At 31.0% G+C, this 16,174-nt stretch carries 16 protein-coding genes; all 16 read right to left on the bottom strand.

The features are described 5' to 3' along the window. Positions 1-120: 120 nt before the first annotated feature. Complete coding sequence (locus K8Z87_RS12515) at positions 121-477, bottom strand: hypothetical protein (RefSeq protein WP_227477915.1); 357 nt, start codon at positions 475-477, stop codon at positions 121-123. 74 nt (positions 478-551) lie between these two features. Further along, positions 552-1,829 carry an NAD(P)/FAD-dependent oxidoreductase gene (locus K8Z87_RS12510; RefSeq protein WP_227477914.1) on the bottom strand — a complete coding sequence of 426 codons (1,278 nt, stop codon included), beginning with the start codon at positions 1,827-1,829 and terminating at the stop codon, positions 552-554. Positions 1,830-2,001: 172 nt separating this feature from the next. Beyond that, positions 2,002-2,475: a YHS domain-containing (seleno)protein gene (locus K8Z87_RS12505; RefSeq protein WP_227477913.1), complete on the bottom strand. Its 474-nt coding sequence runs from the start codon at positions 2,473-2,475 to the stop codon at positions 2,002-2,004. 42 nt (positions 2,476-2,517) lie between these two features. Beyond that, a complete protein-coding gene (locus K8Z87_RS12500) occupies positions 2,518-2,874 on the bottom strand; it encodes a nuclear transport factor 2-like protein (protein ID WP_227477912.1) in 357 nt (118 codons plus the stop codon). 78 nt (positions 2,875-2,952) lie between these two features. Next, positions 2,953-4,002 (bottom strand): helix-turn-helix transcriptional regulator, encoded by a 1,050-nt coding sequence (locus K8Z87_RS12495; protein WP_227477911.1) that lies wholly within the window; start codon positions 4,000-4,002, stop codon positions 2,953-2,955. Positions 4,003-4,064: 62 nt separating this feature from the next. Further along, a complete protein-coding gene (locus K8Z87_RS12490) occupies positions 4,065-5,162 on the bottom strand; it encodes a DUF2652 domain-containing protein (RefSeq protein ID WP_227477910.1) in 1,098 nt (365 codons plus the stop codon). A 113-nt stretch (positions 5,163-5,275) separates the two neighbouring features. Next, positions 5,276-5,845 (bottom strand): uracil-DNA glycosylase family protein, encoded by a 570-nt coding sequence (locus tag K8Z87_RS12485; protein ID WP_227477909.1) that lies wholly within the window; start codon positions 5,843-5,845, stop codon positions 5,276-5,278. A 14-nt stretch (positions 5,846-5,859) separates the two neighbouring features. Then, on the bottom strand, positions 5,860-6,990 hold the full coding sequence (locus tag K8Z87_RS12480; RefSeq protein WP_227477908.1) for an FAD-dependent monooxygenase: 1,131 nt from the start codon (positions 6,988-6,990) through the stop codon (positions 5,860-5,862). Between the two features lie 40 nt (positions 6,991-7,030). Next, complete coding sequence (locus K8Z87_RS12475; RefSeq protein ID WP_227477907.1) at positions 7,031-7,516, bottom strand: nucleoside deaminase; 486 nt, start codon at positions 7,514-7,516, stop codon at positions 7,031-7,033. A 17-nt stretch (positions 7,517-7,533) separates the two neighbouring features. Then, positions 7,534-7,890, bottom strand: a complete 357-nt coding sequence (locus K8Z87_RS12470) for a hypothetical protein (protein WP_227477906.1) — start codon at positions 7,888-7,890, stop codon at positions 7,534-7,536. 214 nt (positions 7,891-8,104) lie between these two features. Beyond that, a complete protein-coding gene (locus K8Z87_RS12465) occupies positions 8,105-8,584 on the bottom strand; it encodes a YHS domain-containing (seleno)protein (protein ID WP_227477905.1) in 480 nt (159 codons plus the stop codon). 312 nt (positions 8,585-8,896) lie between these two features. Continuing rightward, on the bottom strand, positions 8,897-9,838 hold the full coding sequence (locus K8Z87_RS12460) for an NAD(P)H-dependent flavin oxidoreductase (protein ID WP_227477904.1): 942 nt from the start codon (positions 9,836-9,838) through the stop codon (positions 8,897-8,899). Positions 9,839-9,969: 131 nt separating this feature from the next. Then, positions 9,970-11,163, bottom strand: a complete 1,194-nt coding sequence (mnmA, locus tag K8Z87_RS12455; protein WP_227477903.1) for a tRNA 2-thiouridine(34) synthase MnmA — start codon at positions 11,161-11,163, stop codon at positions 9,970-9,972. Positions 11,164-11,344: 181 nt separating this feature from the next. Continuing rightward, positions 11,345-12,055, bottom strand: a complete 711-nt coding sequence (locus tag K8Z87_RS12450) for a toxin-antitoxin system YwqK family antitoxin (protein WP_227477902.1) — start codon at positions 12,053-12,055, stop codon at positions 11,345-11,347. 115 nt (positions 12,056-12,170) lie between these two features. Beyond that, the gene (gene yidC / locus K8Z87_RS12445) at positions 12,171-14,090 is read right to left on the bottom strand and encodes a membrane protein insertase YidC (RefSeq protein ID WP_227477901.1); all 1,920 of its coding nucleotides are present in this window, start codon (positions 14,088-14,090) and stop codon (positions 12,171-12,173) included. A gap of 149 nt (positions 14,091-14,239) precedes the next feature. Then, a complete protein-coding gene (locus tag K8Z87_RS12440) occupies positions 14,240-15,853 on the bottom strand; it encodes a CTP synthase (RefSeq protein ID WP_227477900.1) in 1,614 nt (537 codons plus the stop codon). Positions 15,854-16,174 lie beyond the last annotated feature (321 nt).

Below are 16,174 nucleotides of genomic sequence, written 5' to 3'. Positions count from 1 at the left end.
GTGCTTAGGTTTTTGTTGTACGAATTAATTTTAATCATGCATCCCCAATTTCTAAAAAGCAAAAACGATTTAAGTAAAAACTCAAACCGTTTTAATAAATATTTACTTATTTTTTTAGCGTTAAGAAACTACTTGTTCTGGTTTATGTAAACTAACTACAATAAATACCGCTGCTCCATTAACCCAATAGTAATAAGCATCAATACCTTCAAATGAAAAAATAAAAGGAGCTAAAATAAAAACTACTGCAACTAAAAAGTCAACAATTAAGTGAATCTTATAAGAGATTACACGAAGTACACCTAAATGATGATCTGTTAGTAATGTTAGTGCAAATGCAGCTATACCTATAGCTACCGAAAGGTTTAGGGCTAAAGAAGATGAATCTCCTAAGCCTAATACATATGGTAATACGATTAAAGCAATTGCTACAGGATAATCTAAAAATGCGTGAATTCTTTTAGTTACGAATTTCATAATTTAATGTTTTAATTATTATGACAACAAAATTCATAAATTATAAAACGATGAATACTATAAAAAAATCGTCTTTAATTATACTTTTCATACGCTTTAGCCTCACGTATTATCAATCTTAACCCTTTATCATATTTAAAATAGCTCCAGATCCAATTAACAAAGACAATAAGCCTATTCCTAAAATCGACCAATAACATTAAGTGAAGAAACATCCAAACCAACCAAGCAAAGATTCCTGAAAATTTAATAAAAGGTAGGTCAACTACTGCTTTATTTTTACCTATGGTCGCCATTGTTCCTCTATCTTTGTATACAAAAGGATAGGTTTTTTTCTTTTTGATGATAGCATTTAAATTCTTTCCTAAATGATGACCTTGTTGCCCAGCTACTGAAGCCAACATTGGATGTTCTTTTTCAATAGTATCTTTCTTAATACAACAAACATCTCCAATAGCAAATATATTATCGAAACCAAAAACCTTATTAAACTCATCAGTTATAATTCGATTACTTTTATTTAATTTAAAATCGATACTATTAATAGGTTCAGCTAACACACCCGCTGACCATATTAATGTTTTTGCATGAATATCTTTTTCATTGGTTTTAATTATATTACCATCATAATCTTTAACTATTGTATTTAAAAAAACATTTACTCCTAAATTTTCTAAAGCTTCTTTTGATTTATTAGATGAGTTTTGACTCATATTAGATAAAACCCTATCTGATGCTTCTATCAAATTAACTTGCATTTTGCTTATATCTAAATCCGGATAATCTTTGGGGAAAATATTTCTTTTTAATTCTGCTAATGCACCTGCTAATTCTACACCTGTGGCTCCACCTCCTACAATGACAAAATTCATATACGATTTTCTATCATCTGATTCATATGTATTGACTGCCTTCTCAAAATTTTGCAAAATTATACTTCTTAAATCTAGAGATTCTCTAAGACTCTTCATTGTATAACTATACCTTTTAATATTTTTCATACCAAAAAAATTAGTTATAGCTCCTGTGGCTACAACTAAATAATCGTATTTTAATATCCCTATGTTTGTCTCTACTTGATTTGACGTTGTATTTATAGAATTAACTTTGGCCATTCTAAAATGAAAGTTTTTTTTGCCTTTAAATGTTTTTCTGATTGGATAGACAATAGAGTCTGGTTCTAAACCAGAACTAGCTACTTGATATAACAGAGGTTGAAATGTATGGTAGTTATTTTTATCTAAAAGAACAATCTGAGCATTTTGGCTGTTGACTTTACGAACAAATTTAAGCCCTGCAAAACCAGAACCTACAACAACTATTCGTGGTAAATCTATATTTGGGATATTCATGTTTTTCAGTTTGTCAAAATTTTGTATGCTTCATTTAAATATAATATGTTTCTGGTTAAGTTTTATATAGTAACTATTAAATAAAAAAGTGCAAATCTTAAGGACTTGCACTTCCTAATTACTTAGTAAGTATCATTAACTAAATAAAACTAATTATATTAACTAAACCATACTAATTATGAGTCTTACTAAGTTTTTTCCAATTTTTATCAGCTACACCTTTTAATTTACTATGGTTGTTTTCAGCTAGCCATAATTGTTTAGCATCTAATTCAACATTGTTTAAATACAGGTAATACTTCCCATCTTCAACAATAAATTTAGTAGGGTCTACTCTAAACTTTGCACCTGCATAAGTTCCAAATGCACAGAAACCACCATATTGAGGCATATACTTCGTTGGGTTCTTATCAAATGTAGATTTCTGATCTGCTGATGTAAAATAGTATACCACTTTGTTATATTCAGATTTATAAGCTTTGTTTCCACGTTGTGCTAAGCCTAAGTCTAAATATGATACAGGACTATAACCTAATAAAGCTATATTACTATTATCAATATTATTTGCTTTATTATCTTGTGCAAATACTGTTGAACTTACTACTAATGCAAGTCCTAAAATTGTTGTTTTTATTAAATTTTTCATTTTGTTGTTATTAAATTATTTGATAGTTATTTTTCTAAATTATTATTCTGCGTTGAAGTATTCTTCCTGTATCACCTGACCTTGATCATTCCAAACTCTCCTAATGATTTCATGCCAGTACACTTTTCCGCCACCTTGCATGTCAAAATCAAAAGTGAATTCTGAAGCGGATACATTACCATCTACTATAGTATGATGATGTGTAATACCATTTACAGCTTCTATTGCACCAGTAAAGCCTTCCATCTTTGTAATCATTTCAGCTTTATTTGATGTTGTTCCTCCTTCGCCATGATCAGATGTTGTTGCATCATCTGCAAAGAATTGTTTTACTGCATCTACAACTGCTCCAGTTGAAACTACAGCGTCCATTTTTGTTGCTTGTTCTCTAATATTCATTTTTTTATCTTTTAAGTAAATTATTATACTGCAAAGATCAGTGAGAAATAAAAGAATGGCGCTACAAAAAAAAGACTACTAATTGTGTTTTTTAGTTTTGAATTCGGTAGGAGTTATACCAGAATAGTGTTTAAAAAAACTTGAAAAATGATTAGGCTCTTCAAAGCCAAGATTACGAGATATTTGTGTAATACTTTCACCTTCTATAAGCATTAATTTAGCTGTATTTATAAGTTCTAATCGAATAAGTTGACCTAGTGAAGTATTCATCTTAGCTTGGACCTTTTTTCCTAATGTTTTTATTGAAAGATTCATTTTATCAGCGTAAAACTCTAAAGACCTTTCTTGAGTATGATGCTCTTTAAGAAGTGCCACAATATCTTGTGTAAATAAGTCTCTATTTTTAAAATCAAAATTGTCACGAAATTGTTTTGGGGTTTGACCTGTTGTATTTTTAAATACGCGATTAAAATAAGCATCGTCTTTATAACCTAATTCATAAGAGATTTCTTGTACTGTTTTATCTGTAAAAGCAATTTCTCTTTTACTTTCTATAAGTCTTTTTGAGCTCATCAGATTTTTAACCGACAGACCTATTTTATCCTTAATTAGAGATTGTGCATTATAGCCTCTTTGATTAATGAGATCTACCAAATCTTTAGTAGTCAATGAATTTGAAAATTCTCTATCTATAATTTCTTTGGTGTCGAAAATGATTTGGTATTCTTCTTTATTTGCTTTAAACGGATTTTGCCAATACCATTGTTTTGAAGATACATCAATTATACTTTTAGGTTCTTCCGAAGTTTGCTCATATAAAAATGACTTACACTCATTACATTCTTCAAGATTGATATACCCTAATGAAATTAGATGTTTAAATAATACTCTTACTTCATTGTTATAAAATTGATCTTCATCATGAAATTCATACTTTCTTATTACAAAGTCATCTGATAAAAATTTAATATACTGTCCATACTCTAAGAAAATCCCTTTTTCTTGCCAATCAAAGTAATTTTTAAAATCGACCTGAATTCCTCCAGTACCTGACAATATATGAATAAGTGTATGTTTTTTAATTTGATACACTTTATTGATCTCTGGTTTAGTTTTTTTGACGTGCAATGTTAATAATGTATTGGTTGATTGTTGGCTTCTAAATATACAAATATCTTAAACTCTATTTTTTAATTTATCTTGAATTCATTTTCTATGGCTTCAATACGCATATGACTTATAAGTTTTGAAAGTCTTTCAAAGCTATCTTGCCAGGCATTCTTTATCATATTTTGAACTTGATTTTGTATTCTTATTTCTTCAGTTGAAAAATCAAAAAACACCTCTGCTTGCAAGTGTATTTCATTTGGGCTAATTGAATTTAACGACATATAATATGAATACGTTTTAAGATATTCAATATCTTCAGTTTTCTCTCCATATACTAGTTGCCCATTATCTTCTTTTGAACCTAAAGTATCAACTTTATATATACTTGAACCCGAAATACAATTATGTCTCATACCTATTCTATTAATCCTTAGTTCATCATATAATAGTTTATCTACTAGTTTATACCATAACGCCCGCATACTAAAATCTGTTATAATATTAAAAGCATTTACAATTTTGGCATTTAAGATTGTACTATACTCTAAATTTGGGGGAGTTTTTGGTTTTTGAGTAAGTTGATTAGCTAGTTTGGGTGTTTCAATTTTAGGTTTAATAAAATTTTTATAAAAATATTTGGCTAATCCTAAATCGTATTCCTCTTTTGATTCTTCAAATGCTAACTCTTCATCGAAATTAATTTTATAGAATTCAGCAAGTTCTGAAGAAATTAGTAAATATTGATTTGAAGGTATGCTATTTTTTAACAAGCGATGTGTTTTTATAACATCTGTACCATAAGGTTTTACTATATGTTTTACTCGCATAAATGCAATTTCTCCATAATGTACCACAAATTTTAATTTGAGATTTGATGCACTCATGCAAGCTCCGCATTGACAAATTCTTTGAGTTTCATACTTCTCTATTTCATAGGTAAATGCTTCTAGCATTTTTTGACTTTGCGCTATTATTGTACTGAAAGAAGGAATATTTAGAGTGTACATAAAAAGAGCATCACCTTCTATTTCTGCAATTTGTAAACCAATTATATCAGAATCTATTAGCTTTTCTAACAATTCCGACACTATATGTTTACTGTGTTCAATATCTGTAGATTGCACAAAATTGGTAAATCCACTAATATCAGGCATAAAATATAATGCACTCTTTTTCATTTTTGATGAATAATTAAAATATTCATTATAAAATTCAACTATACAAGATGAAACTATACTATAAAAAAATCACTATTTATTATGTGTACAATAGTTATTAATTAAAACTTCATCTAAAACGCTTGTTGTATTTTTTGTTTTAATGATGGTAATACATCTTTTGCAAACCACTCATTTTTAGCTTGCCAAATATTATTCCTTGGAGAAGGATGCGGTAACACGAAATATTTAGGAAGATAATCTTGATAATTTTTAACGTTCTCTGTTAATGTTTTCTTGGATTTATTATTTAAATAATAGTCTTGAGCATATTTACCAATCAGTAAAATAAGTTTAGGGCTTTCTATTTGATCAATTATTGGGTTGTGCCACTTTGGTGCACACTTTTTTGTTGGTGGATTATCTCCTGTTTTTCCTCTTCCTGGATAACAAAATCCCATTGGAATTAATGCTATTTTCTCAGCATCATAAAAAACAGAATCATCAATACCCATCCATTTTCTTAAATTATCACCACTCTTATCATCCCAAGGTATTCCCGTTTTATGTACAACTGATCCTGGTGCTTGTCCAATAATTAATATTTTACTCTTCGAGTGTGCAGCAACTATGGGTCTAGGTCCCAATGGTAAAACTTTTTCACATATGTTACATCGACTTATTTCTGATAGTAATTCATTCATATATGCATCATTATTTAGCCTAATTTATATACAGTTCTCCACCTCAGTTTAAATAATGATGAAGGAATTGCTTTTATAATAAAGCTTCTGAGTGATTCAAAATATTTTAGATGTCCTATTTTTCCCATCATTAAAGATTGTTTCACTATCTGGTTAACTTTATTAATTCTCTTTTTTTGAAAAACATTAAAAACATTATCAGGTTGCTCTCTTTTAATTGCATTTGCCAGAAAATACGCATCTTCAATAGTTTGAGCACCACCTTGTCCCATATTAGGAGTTGTGGCATGAGCAGCATCACCTATTAAACATATATTTCCTCTGTACCAATTAGGCATTGGATTTACATCATATAAATCGCTTCTTATAATATTTGTTATCGATGTTTTATCTATTAAATGATTAACTATTGGATGAAAATCATTAAAGGTATCGGATAATTCACTTTTAATAGTTAATAGATTATCTTTCAGGTTTGATTTACTTTTAATAACAGCAAACCAGTAAAATTTATCTTTCTCAATCTTAGTAATGCCAAACCTTAGTTCTTTTCCCCACATTTCTATACCTCTGTATTGATATTCATTAGAAATGTTCTTATAATCACATATGCCTCTCCAACACGTTTGTCCTGAATATCTAATTTTACTTTTAGGAAAAAGTTGTTTTCTAATTCTAGAATGAATACCATCTGCTCCAATTATATAATCGGTTTCTACCTTACTTCCATCATGAAAGAATAGCTCTACTTTTTTTTCAGATGTTTTATAACTTGCAAAAGATTTATTTAGATGTATTTTATGCTTTGGAATTTTTTGAAGTAATATGTTTTGTAGCTCCCAACGATGTATAGAAACAGAATAAAATCCGTATTTTTCTTTAATATCATCTTGAATATAATCGAACAAAGGTGACATATCCGACTTCGTCAAAGTAATACGTCTCATCTCACTCCCTTTTTGCTTTATATCCTCTAATATCTCCAACCAATCATATACTTGCAACGCGTTAGGCGGAAGTAAAATTCCTGCGCCAACAGGAATTAATTCTTCAGCTTTTTCATAAAGCTTATACTCAATTCCTAATTTTTCAAAAGCTAATGCTGTAGTTAAACCGCATATTCCACCTCCAATTATACTATACATAATTGTTTAATTATTTAAAGAGCTTATTTATTATTTAAATCTATACTGATACTTTTTTAGCCAACTTCCATTGTTTAAAAACTTCAACACCCTCAATACTCTTAAGTTGAATCATTTTTATTGTTTTTAAATTAACCGTTTTATCCAAGTTTTTTCTTTTTTCTATTAATTCAAACCTATCTGGAAACCCTAATTTAAATACATCTTCCCTAGAACATGCATAATAAACAGCATCAATATTAGACCAAAATAATGCCGATAAACACATTGAACATGGTTCACAACTTGTATAAACTATGCACCCTTTTAAGTTTGATGTATTAAGATTTTTACATGCATCTCTTATCGCTTCAATTTCTGAATGTGCAGTTGGATCATTCTTGACACGTGTAGCTTCTTTTCCTATACCAACTATTTTGTTGTCTTTGACAACTATAGTACCAAAAGGGTATCTTCCATCATCATTAATACAATCATATGCGATTGATAGAGCTATATCTATATACTCAATATTCGATATGGGCATCACATTAGTTATTTTAATCAAGTAGTAATAACTTCTGGTTTATGTAGACTTACTACTGTCAATACTGCCCCTCCATTAATCCAATAGTAATAGGCATCAATACCTTCAAATGAAAAAATAAAAGGTGCAAGTATAAATACTACTGCTACTAAAAAATCAACGATCAAATGCATTTTATATGAGACTACTCTAAAAATCCCTAAATGATGATCCGTTAATACAGTTAATAAAAATGCTGCTACACCTGTTCCTACAGATAATTGTAGTGCTAAAGGGTTTGAGCTACCTAAACCTAATACAAATGGTAGTACCATTAATGCCACTGCCACTGGATAATCCAAAAACGCATGTATTCTTTTTGTTACAAACTTCATAATTTTTTAAGTTTTAATTATTACGTAACAAAATTCTCAAATTACTATATCATACATGCTACAAAAAAATAATCTTTAATTGTACTTTTTACAATTGGTTTTATTCTATATTATTCTCTCTATATGAATCTTTTAAAATAAAAAGAGCAAACTATAAAGTTTACTCTTTTCTAACCCACTAGAAACAGGTTCTTTCACTACTACTAACCAACTATTAATTATAAGTCTTACTAAGCTTTTGCCAGTTCTTGTCAGCAACACCTTTTAATTTGTTATGGTTGTTTTCTGCTAACCATAATTGTTTAGCATCTAACTCTACATTGTTTAAAAACAGGTAATACTTCCCATCTTCTACAATAAATTTAGAAGGATCTACTCTAAACTTTGCACCTGCGTAAGTTCCAAATGCACAGAAACCGCCATATTGAGGCATATACTTCGTTGGGTTCTTATCAAATGTAGATTTCTGATCTGCTGATGTAAAATAGTATATCACTTTGTTATATTCAGATTTATAAGCTTTGTTTCCACGTTGTGCTAAGCCTAAGTCTAAATATGACACAGGACTATAACCTAATAAAGCTATATTACTATTATCAATGTTATTTGCTTTATTATCTTGTGCAAATACTGTTGAACTTACTACTAATGCAAGTCCTAAAATTGTTGTTTTTATTAAATTATTATGATGCAAAGATCTGTGAGAAATAAAAGAATAACGCTACAAAAAAAGACTACTAATTGTGTTTTAGTTTTAAATTCGGTTAATGTGAGGCTGGAGTAATATTTAAATAAGCTTAAGAAATGATTAGATTTTTCAAAGCCAAGGTTGCGAGAAATACATGTAATACTTTCAACATAAATCAGCCTTAATTTGGCAGTATTTATAAATTATAGTTGAATAAGTTGGCCAAGTGAAAGGTTCACTTTATCGGTATAAAAACCTAAAGACCTTTCTTATCCGTAATTAAAGATTGTGAATTATAATCTCTTTGATTGTTAAGGCCTACAAATCTATGATATTAGATTTAGCGTCTTCAAACTCAGAAATCATGTCTTCAACAATTTCTGAAACTGGTTTTATATCGTGAATCAATCCTGAAATTTGCCCAATCTCTAGTTCTCCATCTTCTAAATCTCCTTCAAACATACCACGTTTTGCTCTAGCTCTACCAAGTAACTCTTTTAGTTGCTCTGGTGTTGGTGAGGTTTTATAAAGCTTTTGTAAATCGTTGTAGAATTTGTTTTTAATGAGTCGTACTGGTGCCAATTCTTTTAATGTTAATTGTGTATCTCCTTCTTTGGCATCGACAACAATTTGTTTAAATGCTTGATGTGCCGAGGATTCTTCACTGGCTACAAAACGGCTACCAACTTGCACAGCATCTGCACCTAAAACCATACAAGCTAACATGGCCTTTCCTGTAGCTATACCTCCGGCAGCTATTAGCGGAATTTGCAACTGCTCTTTAACCATTGGTATTAATGTTAATGTTGTTGTTTCATCTCTACCATTATGTCCACCAGCTTCAAAGCCTTCAGCAACTACAGCATCAACTCCTGCCGCTTGTGCTTTTAATGCAAATTTCACACTACTTACAACATGAGCCACAGTAATACCTCGTTCTTGTAACCAAGAGGTCCATGTTTTAGGATTTCCTGCAGAAGTAAAAACAATCTTCACACCTTCTTCTACAATGATATCCATAATCTCTTCAATGTTTGGATATAACATCGGTACATTGACTCCAAACGGTTTATCCGTTGCTGCTTTGCATTTTTGAATATGTTCTCGCAACACATCTGGATACATAGAACCGGCACCTATAAGTCCTAAAATTCCTGAATTACTCGCTGCTGAAGCTAAACGCCATCCACTATTCCAAATCATTCCGGCTTGAATAATTGGATGTTTTATATTGAATAATTTGGTAATTCTATTCTCCATGCGCTATCTGCTTTTTTGAAAGGTATAAATGTAATGAATCCCTGATATAAAATAAACTTAATATCGATTTCTGACTTTACTTAAACAATCGCGATGGCTATCGAGACAGTATCACACACAATAATATTTTTTTATGAAATAACTCCCGAACCTAATAACTCATCATTAGAATACCAAGCCACAAATTGACCTTCAGTAATTGCAGATTGTGCAGTTGCAAATTCTACATATAATCCTGAAGATACTTTATGCAAAGTTGCATTTTCTAATGGTTGACGGTAACGAATTCGGGCTTTGACCGCTAATGTTTCTCCTTCATTTAATTCTAAGTCTTCACGAATCCAATGCAAATCTTCATTAGTTACAAATAAAACCGAACGGTACAATCCTGGATGACTTTTACCTTGTCCTGTATAAATAACATTTTCATTAACGTCTGTGTCAATAACAAAAAGAGGTTCTTTGGTTCCACCTACATTTAAGCCTTTACGTTGTCCTTTTGTAAAATAATGCGCACCTTGATGTTTACCAACAACTTTACCTTCAGAAATTGAATACTCTTGTTTTTTAGATTTAAATTCTAATTCGTTTTCTTTTGAATGAAATTTTGGTAGCGGATTAGAATAATACGCTTTATCTTCTGGCACCTCAACTATAACTCCTTCTTTTGGTTTTAATTTTTGTTGTAGAAATTCTGGTAATCTCACTTTGCCTATAAAACACAAGCCTTGAGAATCCTTCTTTTCTGCTGTTATTAAATTTTGTGCTTTAGCAATAGCTCTAACCTCAGGTTTTGTTAACTCACCAATAGGGAATAATGCTTTTGCGAGTTGTTTTTGAGATAACTGACACAAAAAATACGATTGATCTTTATTATTATCTACACCTGCCAAGAGTTGATGTACTTGTTCGCCATTTGTTTCTAATGTTCCCTTACGACAATAATGACCAGTAGCTACATAGTCTGCTCCTAACTCTAAAGCAATGTCCATAAAAACATCAAACTTAATCTCTCTATTACAAAGCACATCTGGGTTTGGTGTTCTACCGCTTTCGTATTCCTTAAACATATAGTCTACAATACGCTCTTTGTATTGCTCACTTAAATCTACAGTTTGAAAAGGAATACCTAATTTATCTGCCACTAACATAGCGTCATTACTGTCATCTAGCCAAGGACATTCATCAGAAATAGTTACTGAATCGTCATGCCAATTTTTCATAAAAAGGCCAATAACCTCATAGCCTTGCTTCTTTAATAAATAGGCTGCAACACTAGAGTCTACTCCTCCTGAAAGTCCTACAATGACCCGTTTTTTATTCATTTTCTTCTCATCTCAATAATTAGCGAGATGATTTTTTAGATTAAATTCATTTTAAAGCATTTCGACTGAACTCGATTTGACAGGCTGATTTGGTCGAAAAACTCCGGCAAATTTACAAAATAAAAAAGGCAATCTATATACGATTACCATTTCTAAACCCTATAGATTATATAGATAAAAGCTATTGTTTTTTGTAAATCACTTTATCTTCATCATGGTCTACTTTTCTTATTAAAACCCCATTTTCAAAATACTCCCAAATCCCAGATTTTAAATTTAGAGTGTATAATCCTTTTGCTCTCACCTTTTCATCTGCATCGTAATATATCGTAGCACCATCTAGTTTATCGTCTTTATAGATGGACTCTTGTAGTAACTTATTATTCTCTGAGAATGATTTATATAACCCGTTGCGTTTGCCATTATTATAGACTGTTTGTTCAGCCACTATACCGTTTTCATAATACACAGTACGAGTCCCATTAAGTTGACCTGAATCATCGTAATTTTCAACAATCATTTTAGCTGATGATCGTCTATGATAATACACCCATTTACCAATAAAGTTTTTCCCATCCATTTTGCCTTCACTTACCACTTTTTTATTTGATGCCATAAATGTAACCTCAGCAGTATTATCGGAATTATTAAATACTTTAATTGCACTTAAAACACTTTTACCATTGCTTAATTTGTAGTATTTAAAGGTGTCTATTTCTTTACCATGCAGAAATTGACCTTCGTACCTAAGCGCTTTTTTTCCTTCATAATATTTTGCCCATCTTCCATGGCGCTTTCCTTCATCGTCAACCTGATTAATATTGCTTTGCGTAAAACCAAGTGCAGTTGCAAATATTGAAATTATTATTAGTATGTTTTTTTGTTTAAACATTTTGATTGCCTTTTAACTTTTTAAAACTCAAAAGAATGAAATTTATTTCAGAAAAGTTAAAAAACCGTTTAGATATCTTCTAAACGGTTTTTATATGTTGGGCTTTTGAGAAAATTTATTTTTTATTTTTCTTTTGTTGAGCCTGTTTTTGTTGTTCAGCCTGTTCCATCATTTCTTTCATTTTACGTTGAAAACGATTTTCTTTCTTTGGCTTAGCTTTGCTTACTTGTATTTTTGCTAACACTTTTTCTTCATCAATAATATAGTTTTTAATCACTAACATAATACCAATACTAATAAGGTTAGAAATGAAGTAATACAAACTCAATCCTGAAGCATATTGGTTAAAGAAAAATAACATTAGTAATGGAGAGAAGTATATCATGTACTTCATCATTTTACCCATATCAGGCATACCTTCTTGTGTTGGTTGCGATGCCATTTGTTGACCTGTTGTCATTTTCATGTAAAAGAAAATAGCAATGGCTGCCAATATTGGAAATAAACTGATATGATCTCCATATAATGGTATGCTGAATCCTGGAGGAAATTCATATATAATATCGTATGAACTTAAATCATCAACCCATAAGAAGCTTTTCTGCCTTAAATCGAAAGCTGTTGGGAAGAACATAAATAACGCATAAAAAACCGGAATCTGCATTAAACCTGGCAAACAACCACTTAATGGACTTGCACCAGCTTTATTTTGTAATGCCATAGTTTCTTGCTGTGCTTTTAACTTATTGTCTTTATGCTTAGCACGAATAGCATCTAACTCAGGTTTTAAAATTTTCATCTTTGCTTGAGACAAAAACTGCTTGTATTGTACAAACGACAATAGCATTTTCACCAAAATCGTCATTACTATAATGGCTAAACCATAAGGTAAAAAGCTACTTAAAAAACCAAATAATGGAATAAATATTGCTTTGTTAATCCAACCAAAAATACCCCAACCAAAAGGAATACTTTCTTCTAAATTCTTCTCATAAGTTTTTAAAACTTTACTATCTGTTGGCCCATAGTACAGACCCATTGGTGCATTAATTTCACCTGCCTTAAACTCTAATGGTAACTTAGACGTGTATTGTTTAGTATATACGGTATCTACATCAGCATCTTCAATTAAATCCTTAGAAATTAAACTTGCGGTTTTAAATGGTGCATCTGGAACAAGAATAGAACTAAAAAAATGTTGTCTGTAAGATAACCAATCTACATTGGCCTCAATTTCTTCGTCATCACTTAATTGAGATAACTTGTCAATCTTATCACCTTCATGCTGATAGGTTAAACGTGTATATCGATTTTCATAAGTGATACTTTTATCGTGTCGATAACCTTTCTGTGTCCAATCTAAATTAATGTCTTGAGAACCATTAATAACGTTATCTAAACCTTGAGAACGGATTGTAAAATCAATCATATAATCATTAGGCTTTAACTCATAACGGTATTCTAAAAATTGAGTTTCTGATACTTTAAGTTTCATAGAAACTACAGTATTGTCTCCATTTTTAGTAACCTTAGATTGAAAAGGTTGATCCTTTGTATTTAACGTTCTGTTATCAGTTGTTCCGAAATTAATATTGAAACTAGAGTTACCATCTTTAACTAGGTAAATTGGATCTTTATCGTAATTAACAAATTGTTTTAATCTTACTTCGGAAAGGTGACCGCCTCTATTATTAAATTTTAATGCTAATACTTCATTTTCAACAACAGTTTCTCCTCCAGATGCAGATGGTAATGTCGATGCATAAGCAAATGAACCTAATTTGTTTTGTAATGCAATACGCTGTAATGAATCGTTTGCTGGGACATTAGAGAAATCTTTAGGTGTTGTTACTAAAGTTTCTTTTTGCTTTTCAGCTTCTGCTTTTTTATCAGCCTCTATTTTTGCAGCTTCTTCTTGTTTTTGTGATTCAAGTTCTTCTGGAGTTGGCTGTTGGCTGTACATAATCCATATCAGTATTCCAAAAATGAGGATAAAACCAATAATTGAATTAAGGTCTAATTTTTTTTCTTCCATATTAATTTGCCGCAACAGCGGTAATCTGTTTAATTCTTATATATCTTCAATCAGATGCTGAAACAAGTTCAGCATGACAATCTTATTCGACCAAGTTCGTTAGCTCAAAAAACTATCCAAAGTTATATTTATGCCATAGTGGCACATTATTATGTTGTTTTATACTTTAAAGCTGCACTAATAAAAGCTACAAAAAGCGGATGAGGATTGGCAACAGTACTCTTATATTCTGGATGATATTGTACTCCTACAAACCAATTATGATTTGGTATTTCTACAATTTCAACCAATCCTGTATCTGGATTTAACCCAGTAGCTTTCATGCCTGCAGATTCAATAGCTGCTTTAAAATCGTTATTAAACTCATAACGATGTCTGTGACGCTCTTGTATATTAAGCGTACCATAAGTTTGATGCGCAATGCTGCCTTCTACCAACTGACAATCCCATTTTCCTAAGCGCATGGTACCACCTTTATTAACCACATCTTTTTGTGATTCCATAAGGTCAATAACCGAATGTGCAGTAGCTTCATTCATTTCTGTAGAATTTGCTCCTTCAAGATTAAGAATATTACGAGCATATTCTATCACTGCCATTTGCATTCCTAAACAAATTCCTAAAAATGGAATATTTTGTTCGCGCACATAACGCACAGCTTCAATTTTACCTTCTATACCACGTTCACCAAAACCAGGTGCTACCAAAACACCATCTAAATGACTTAGTTTTTCTTCGACATTATTTTTAGATAAATATTCAGAATGTATCGACTCTACATTTACCTTAACTTCGTTTTCTGCTCCTGCATGTATAAAAGCTTCAAGTATTGATTTATACGAATCTTGAAGTTCTACATATTTACCGATTAAACCAATAGTTACTTCTCCTTTTGGGTTTTTATGACGAGTTAAAAATGCATTCCAACGGTCTAAATTAGGGACATCACTTTTTAAATTCAATTTTGCCAAAACTACCTTGTCTAATTCTTCGTCTAGCATTAAATTAGGGACATCGTAAATGGTAGATGCATCAATAGATTGTATAACAGCTTCCTTTTTTACATTGCAAAAACGTGCCAATTTAGTTTTAATACCATCACTAAGTTCATGTTCAGTACGACAAACCAAAATATCGGCCTGCACTCCACTTTCCATCAATGTTTTTACACTATGCTGCGTAGGTTTAGTCTTTAATTCTCCTGCTGCAGACAAATAAGGCACTAGAGTTAAATGAATAACTAAAGCATTATCTTCACCCAATTCCCATTGTAATTGGCGTACAGATTCTATATAAGGTAAAGATTCTATATCACCAACAGTTCCACCAATTTCAGTAATGACAATATCATAATCTCCAGAATTTCCTAAAATTTGGATGCGATGTTTTATCTCATCTGTAATATGTGGGATTACCTGTACTGTTTTTCCTAAAAACTCACCACGACGTTCTTTATCAATAACACTTTGATAAATTTTACCTGTAGTTACGTTATTTGCTTGTGAGGTTGGTACGTTTAAAAAACGCTCGTAATGCCCTAAATCTAAATCCGTTTCTGCTCCATCATCAGTAACATAACATTCTCCATGCTCGTAAGGGTTTAATGTCCCAGGATCTATATTAATATATGGGTCTAATTTTTGGATGGTAGTTCTGTAACCTTGTGCTTGTAAAAGTTTTGCTAAAGATGCTGCAATAATGCCTTTTCCGAGAGAAGAAGACACGCCGCCAGTTACAAAAATATACTTAGGGTTTGTTGTCATTGTTGCGTTGTTAAACGCAGGCAAATTTACGAAATTAAACGACTTATTTAAGATTTCTTTGGGGTTTGTTGACAGATTGTTTTTATAAACACTGAAAGTGTTGCATTTTAAGCTTTTAATTGAAAGCAACTAATTAAAAAGATTTAAGAAAAGCTATAAGTTTATTATTATGACTATAAACACAGACAAGTTGAGTTTATTATAAAACTACTTTAAGAACCATTAGACAATTTAAATGTCATAACAAGTAAATATTGGTCTATAAAGTCTTATGGGTTTTCTTCTAGTTCGTTTTCTTTTGCTAATTTTGCTCCAAACTAA

Origin of the sequence: Winogradskyella immobilis (assembly GCF_021887715.1) — a bacterium.
Classification (GTDB): domain Bacteria; phylum Bacteroidota; class Bacteroidia; order Flavobacteriales; family Flavobacteriaceae; genus Winogradskyella; species Winogradskyella immobilis.
This window is presented reverse-complemented; position numbering and strand designations above follow the sequence as displayed.

Excerpts from the sequence above, each read along its gene's own strand:
- K8Z87_RS12500 (WP_227477912.1), bottom strand. The coding sequence starts at position 2,874 with ATGAATATTAGAGAACAAGCAACAAAAATGGACGCTGTAGTTTCAACT.
- K8Z87_RS12460 (WP_227477904.1), bottom strand. The coding sequence starts at position 9,838 with ATGGAGAATAGAATTACCAAATTATTCAATATAAAACATCCAATTATT.
- yidC (WP_227477901.1), bottom strand. The coding sequence starts at position 14,090 with ATGGAAGAAAAAAAATTAGACCTTAATTCAATTATTGGTTTTATCCTC.
- K8Z87_RS12485 (WP_227477909.1), bottom strand. The coding sequence starts at position 5,845 with ATGAATGAATTACTATCAGAAATAAGTCGATGTAACATATGTGAAAAA.
- K8Z87_RS12440 (WP_227477900.1), bottom strand. The coding sequence starts at position 15,853 with ATGACAACAAACCCTAAGTATATTTTTGTAACTGGCGGCGTGTCTTCT.
- K8Z87_RS12505 (WP_227477913.1), bottom strand. The coding sequence starts at position 2,475 with ATGAAAAATTTAATAAAAACAACAATTTTAGGACTTGCATTAGTAGTA.
- mnmA (WP_227477903.1), bottom strand. The coding sequence starts at position 11,163 with ATGAATAAAAAACGGGTCATTGTAGGACTTTCAGGAGGAGTAGACTCT.
- K8Z87_RS12490 (WP_227477910.1), bottom strand. The coding sequence starts at position 5,162 with ATGAAAAAGAGTGCATTATATTTTATGCCTGATATTAGTGGATTTACC.
- K8Z87_RS12475 (WP_227477907.1), bottom strand. The coding sequence starts at position 7,516 with ATGCCCATATCGAATATTGAGTATATAGATATAGCTCTATCAATCGCA.
- K8Z87_RS12450 (WP_227477902.1), bottom strand. The coding sequence starts at position 12,055 with ATGTTTAAACAAAAAAACATACTAATAATAATTTCAATATTTGCAACT.
- K8Z87_RS12480 (WP_227477908.1), bottom strand. The coding sequence starts at position 6,990 with ATGTATAGTATAATTGGAGGTGGAATATGCGGTTTAACTACAGCATTA.
- K8Z87_RS12510 (WP_227477914.1), bottom strand. The coding sequence starts at position 1,829 with ATGAATATCCCAAATATAGATTTACCACGAATAGTTGTTGTAGGTTCT.
- K8Z87_RS12470 (WP_227477906.1), bottom strand. The coding sequence starts at position 7,890 with ATGAAGTTTGTAACAAAAAGAATACATGCGTTTTTGGATTATCCAGTG.
- K8Z87_RS12515 (WP_227477915.1), bottom strand. The coding sequence starts at position 477 with ATGAAATTCGTAACTAAAAGAATTCACGCATTTTTAGATTATCCTGTA.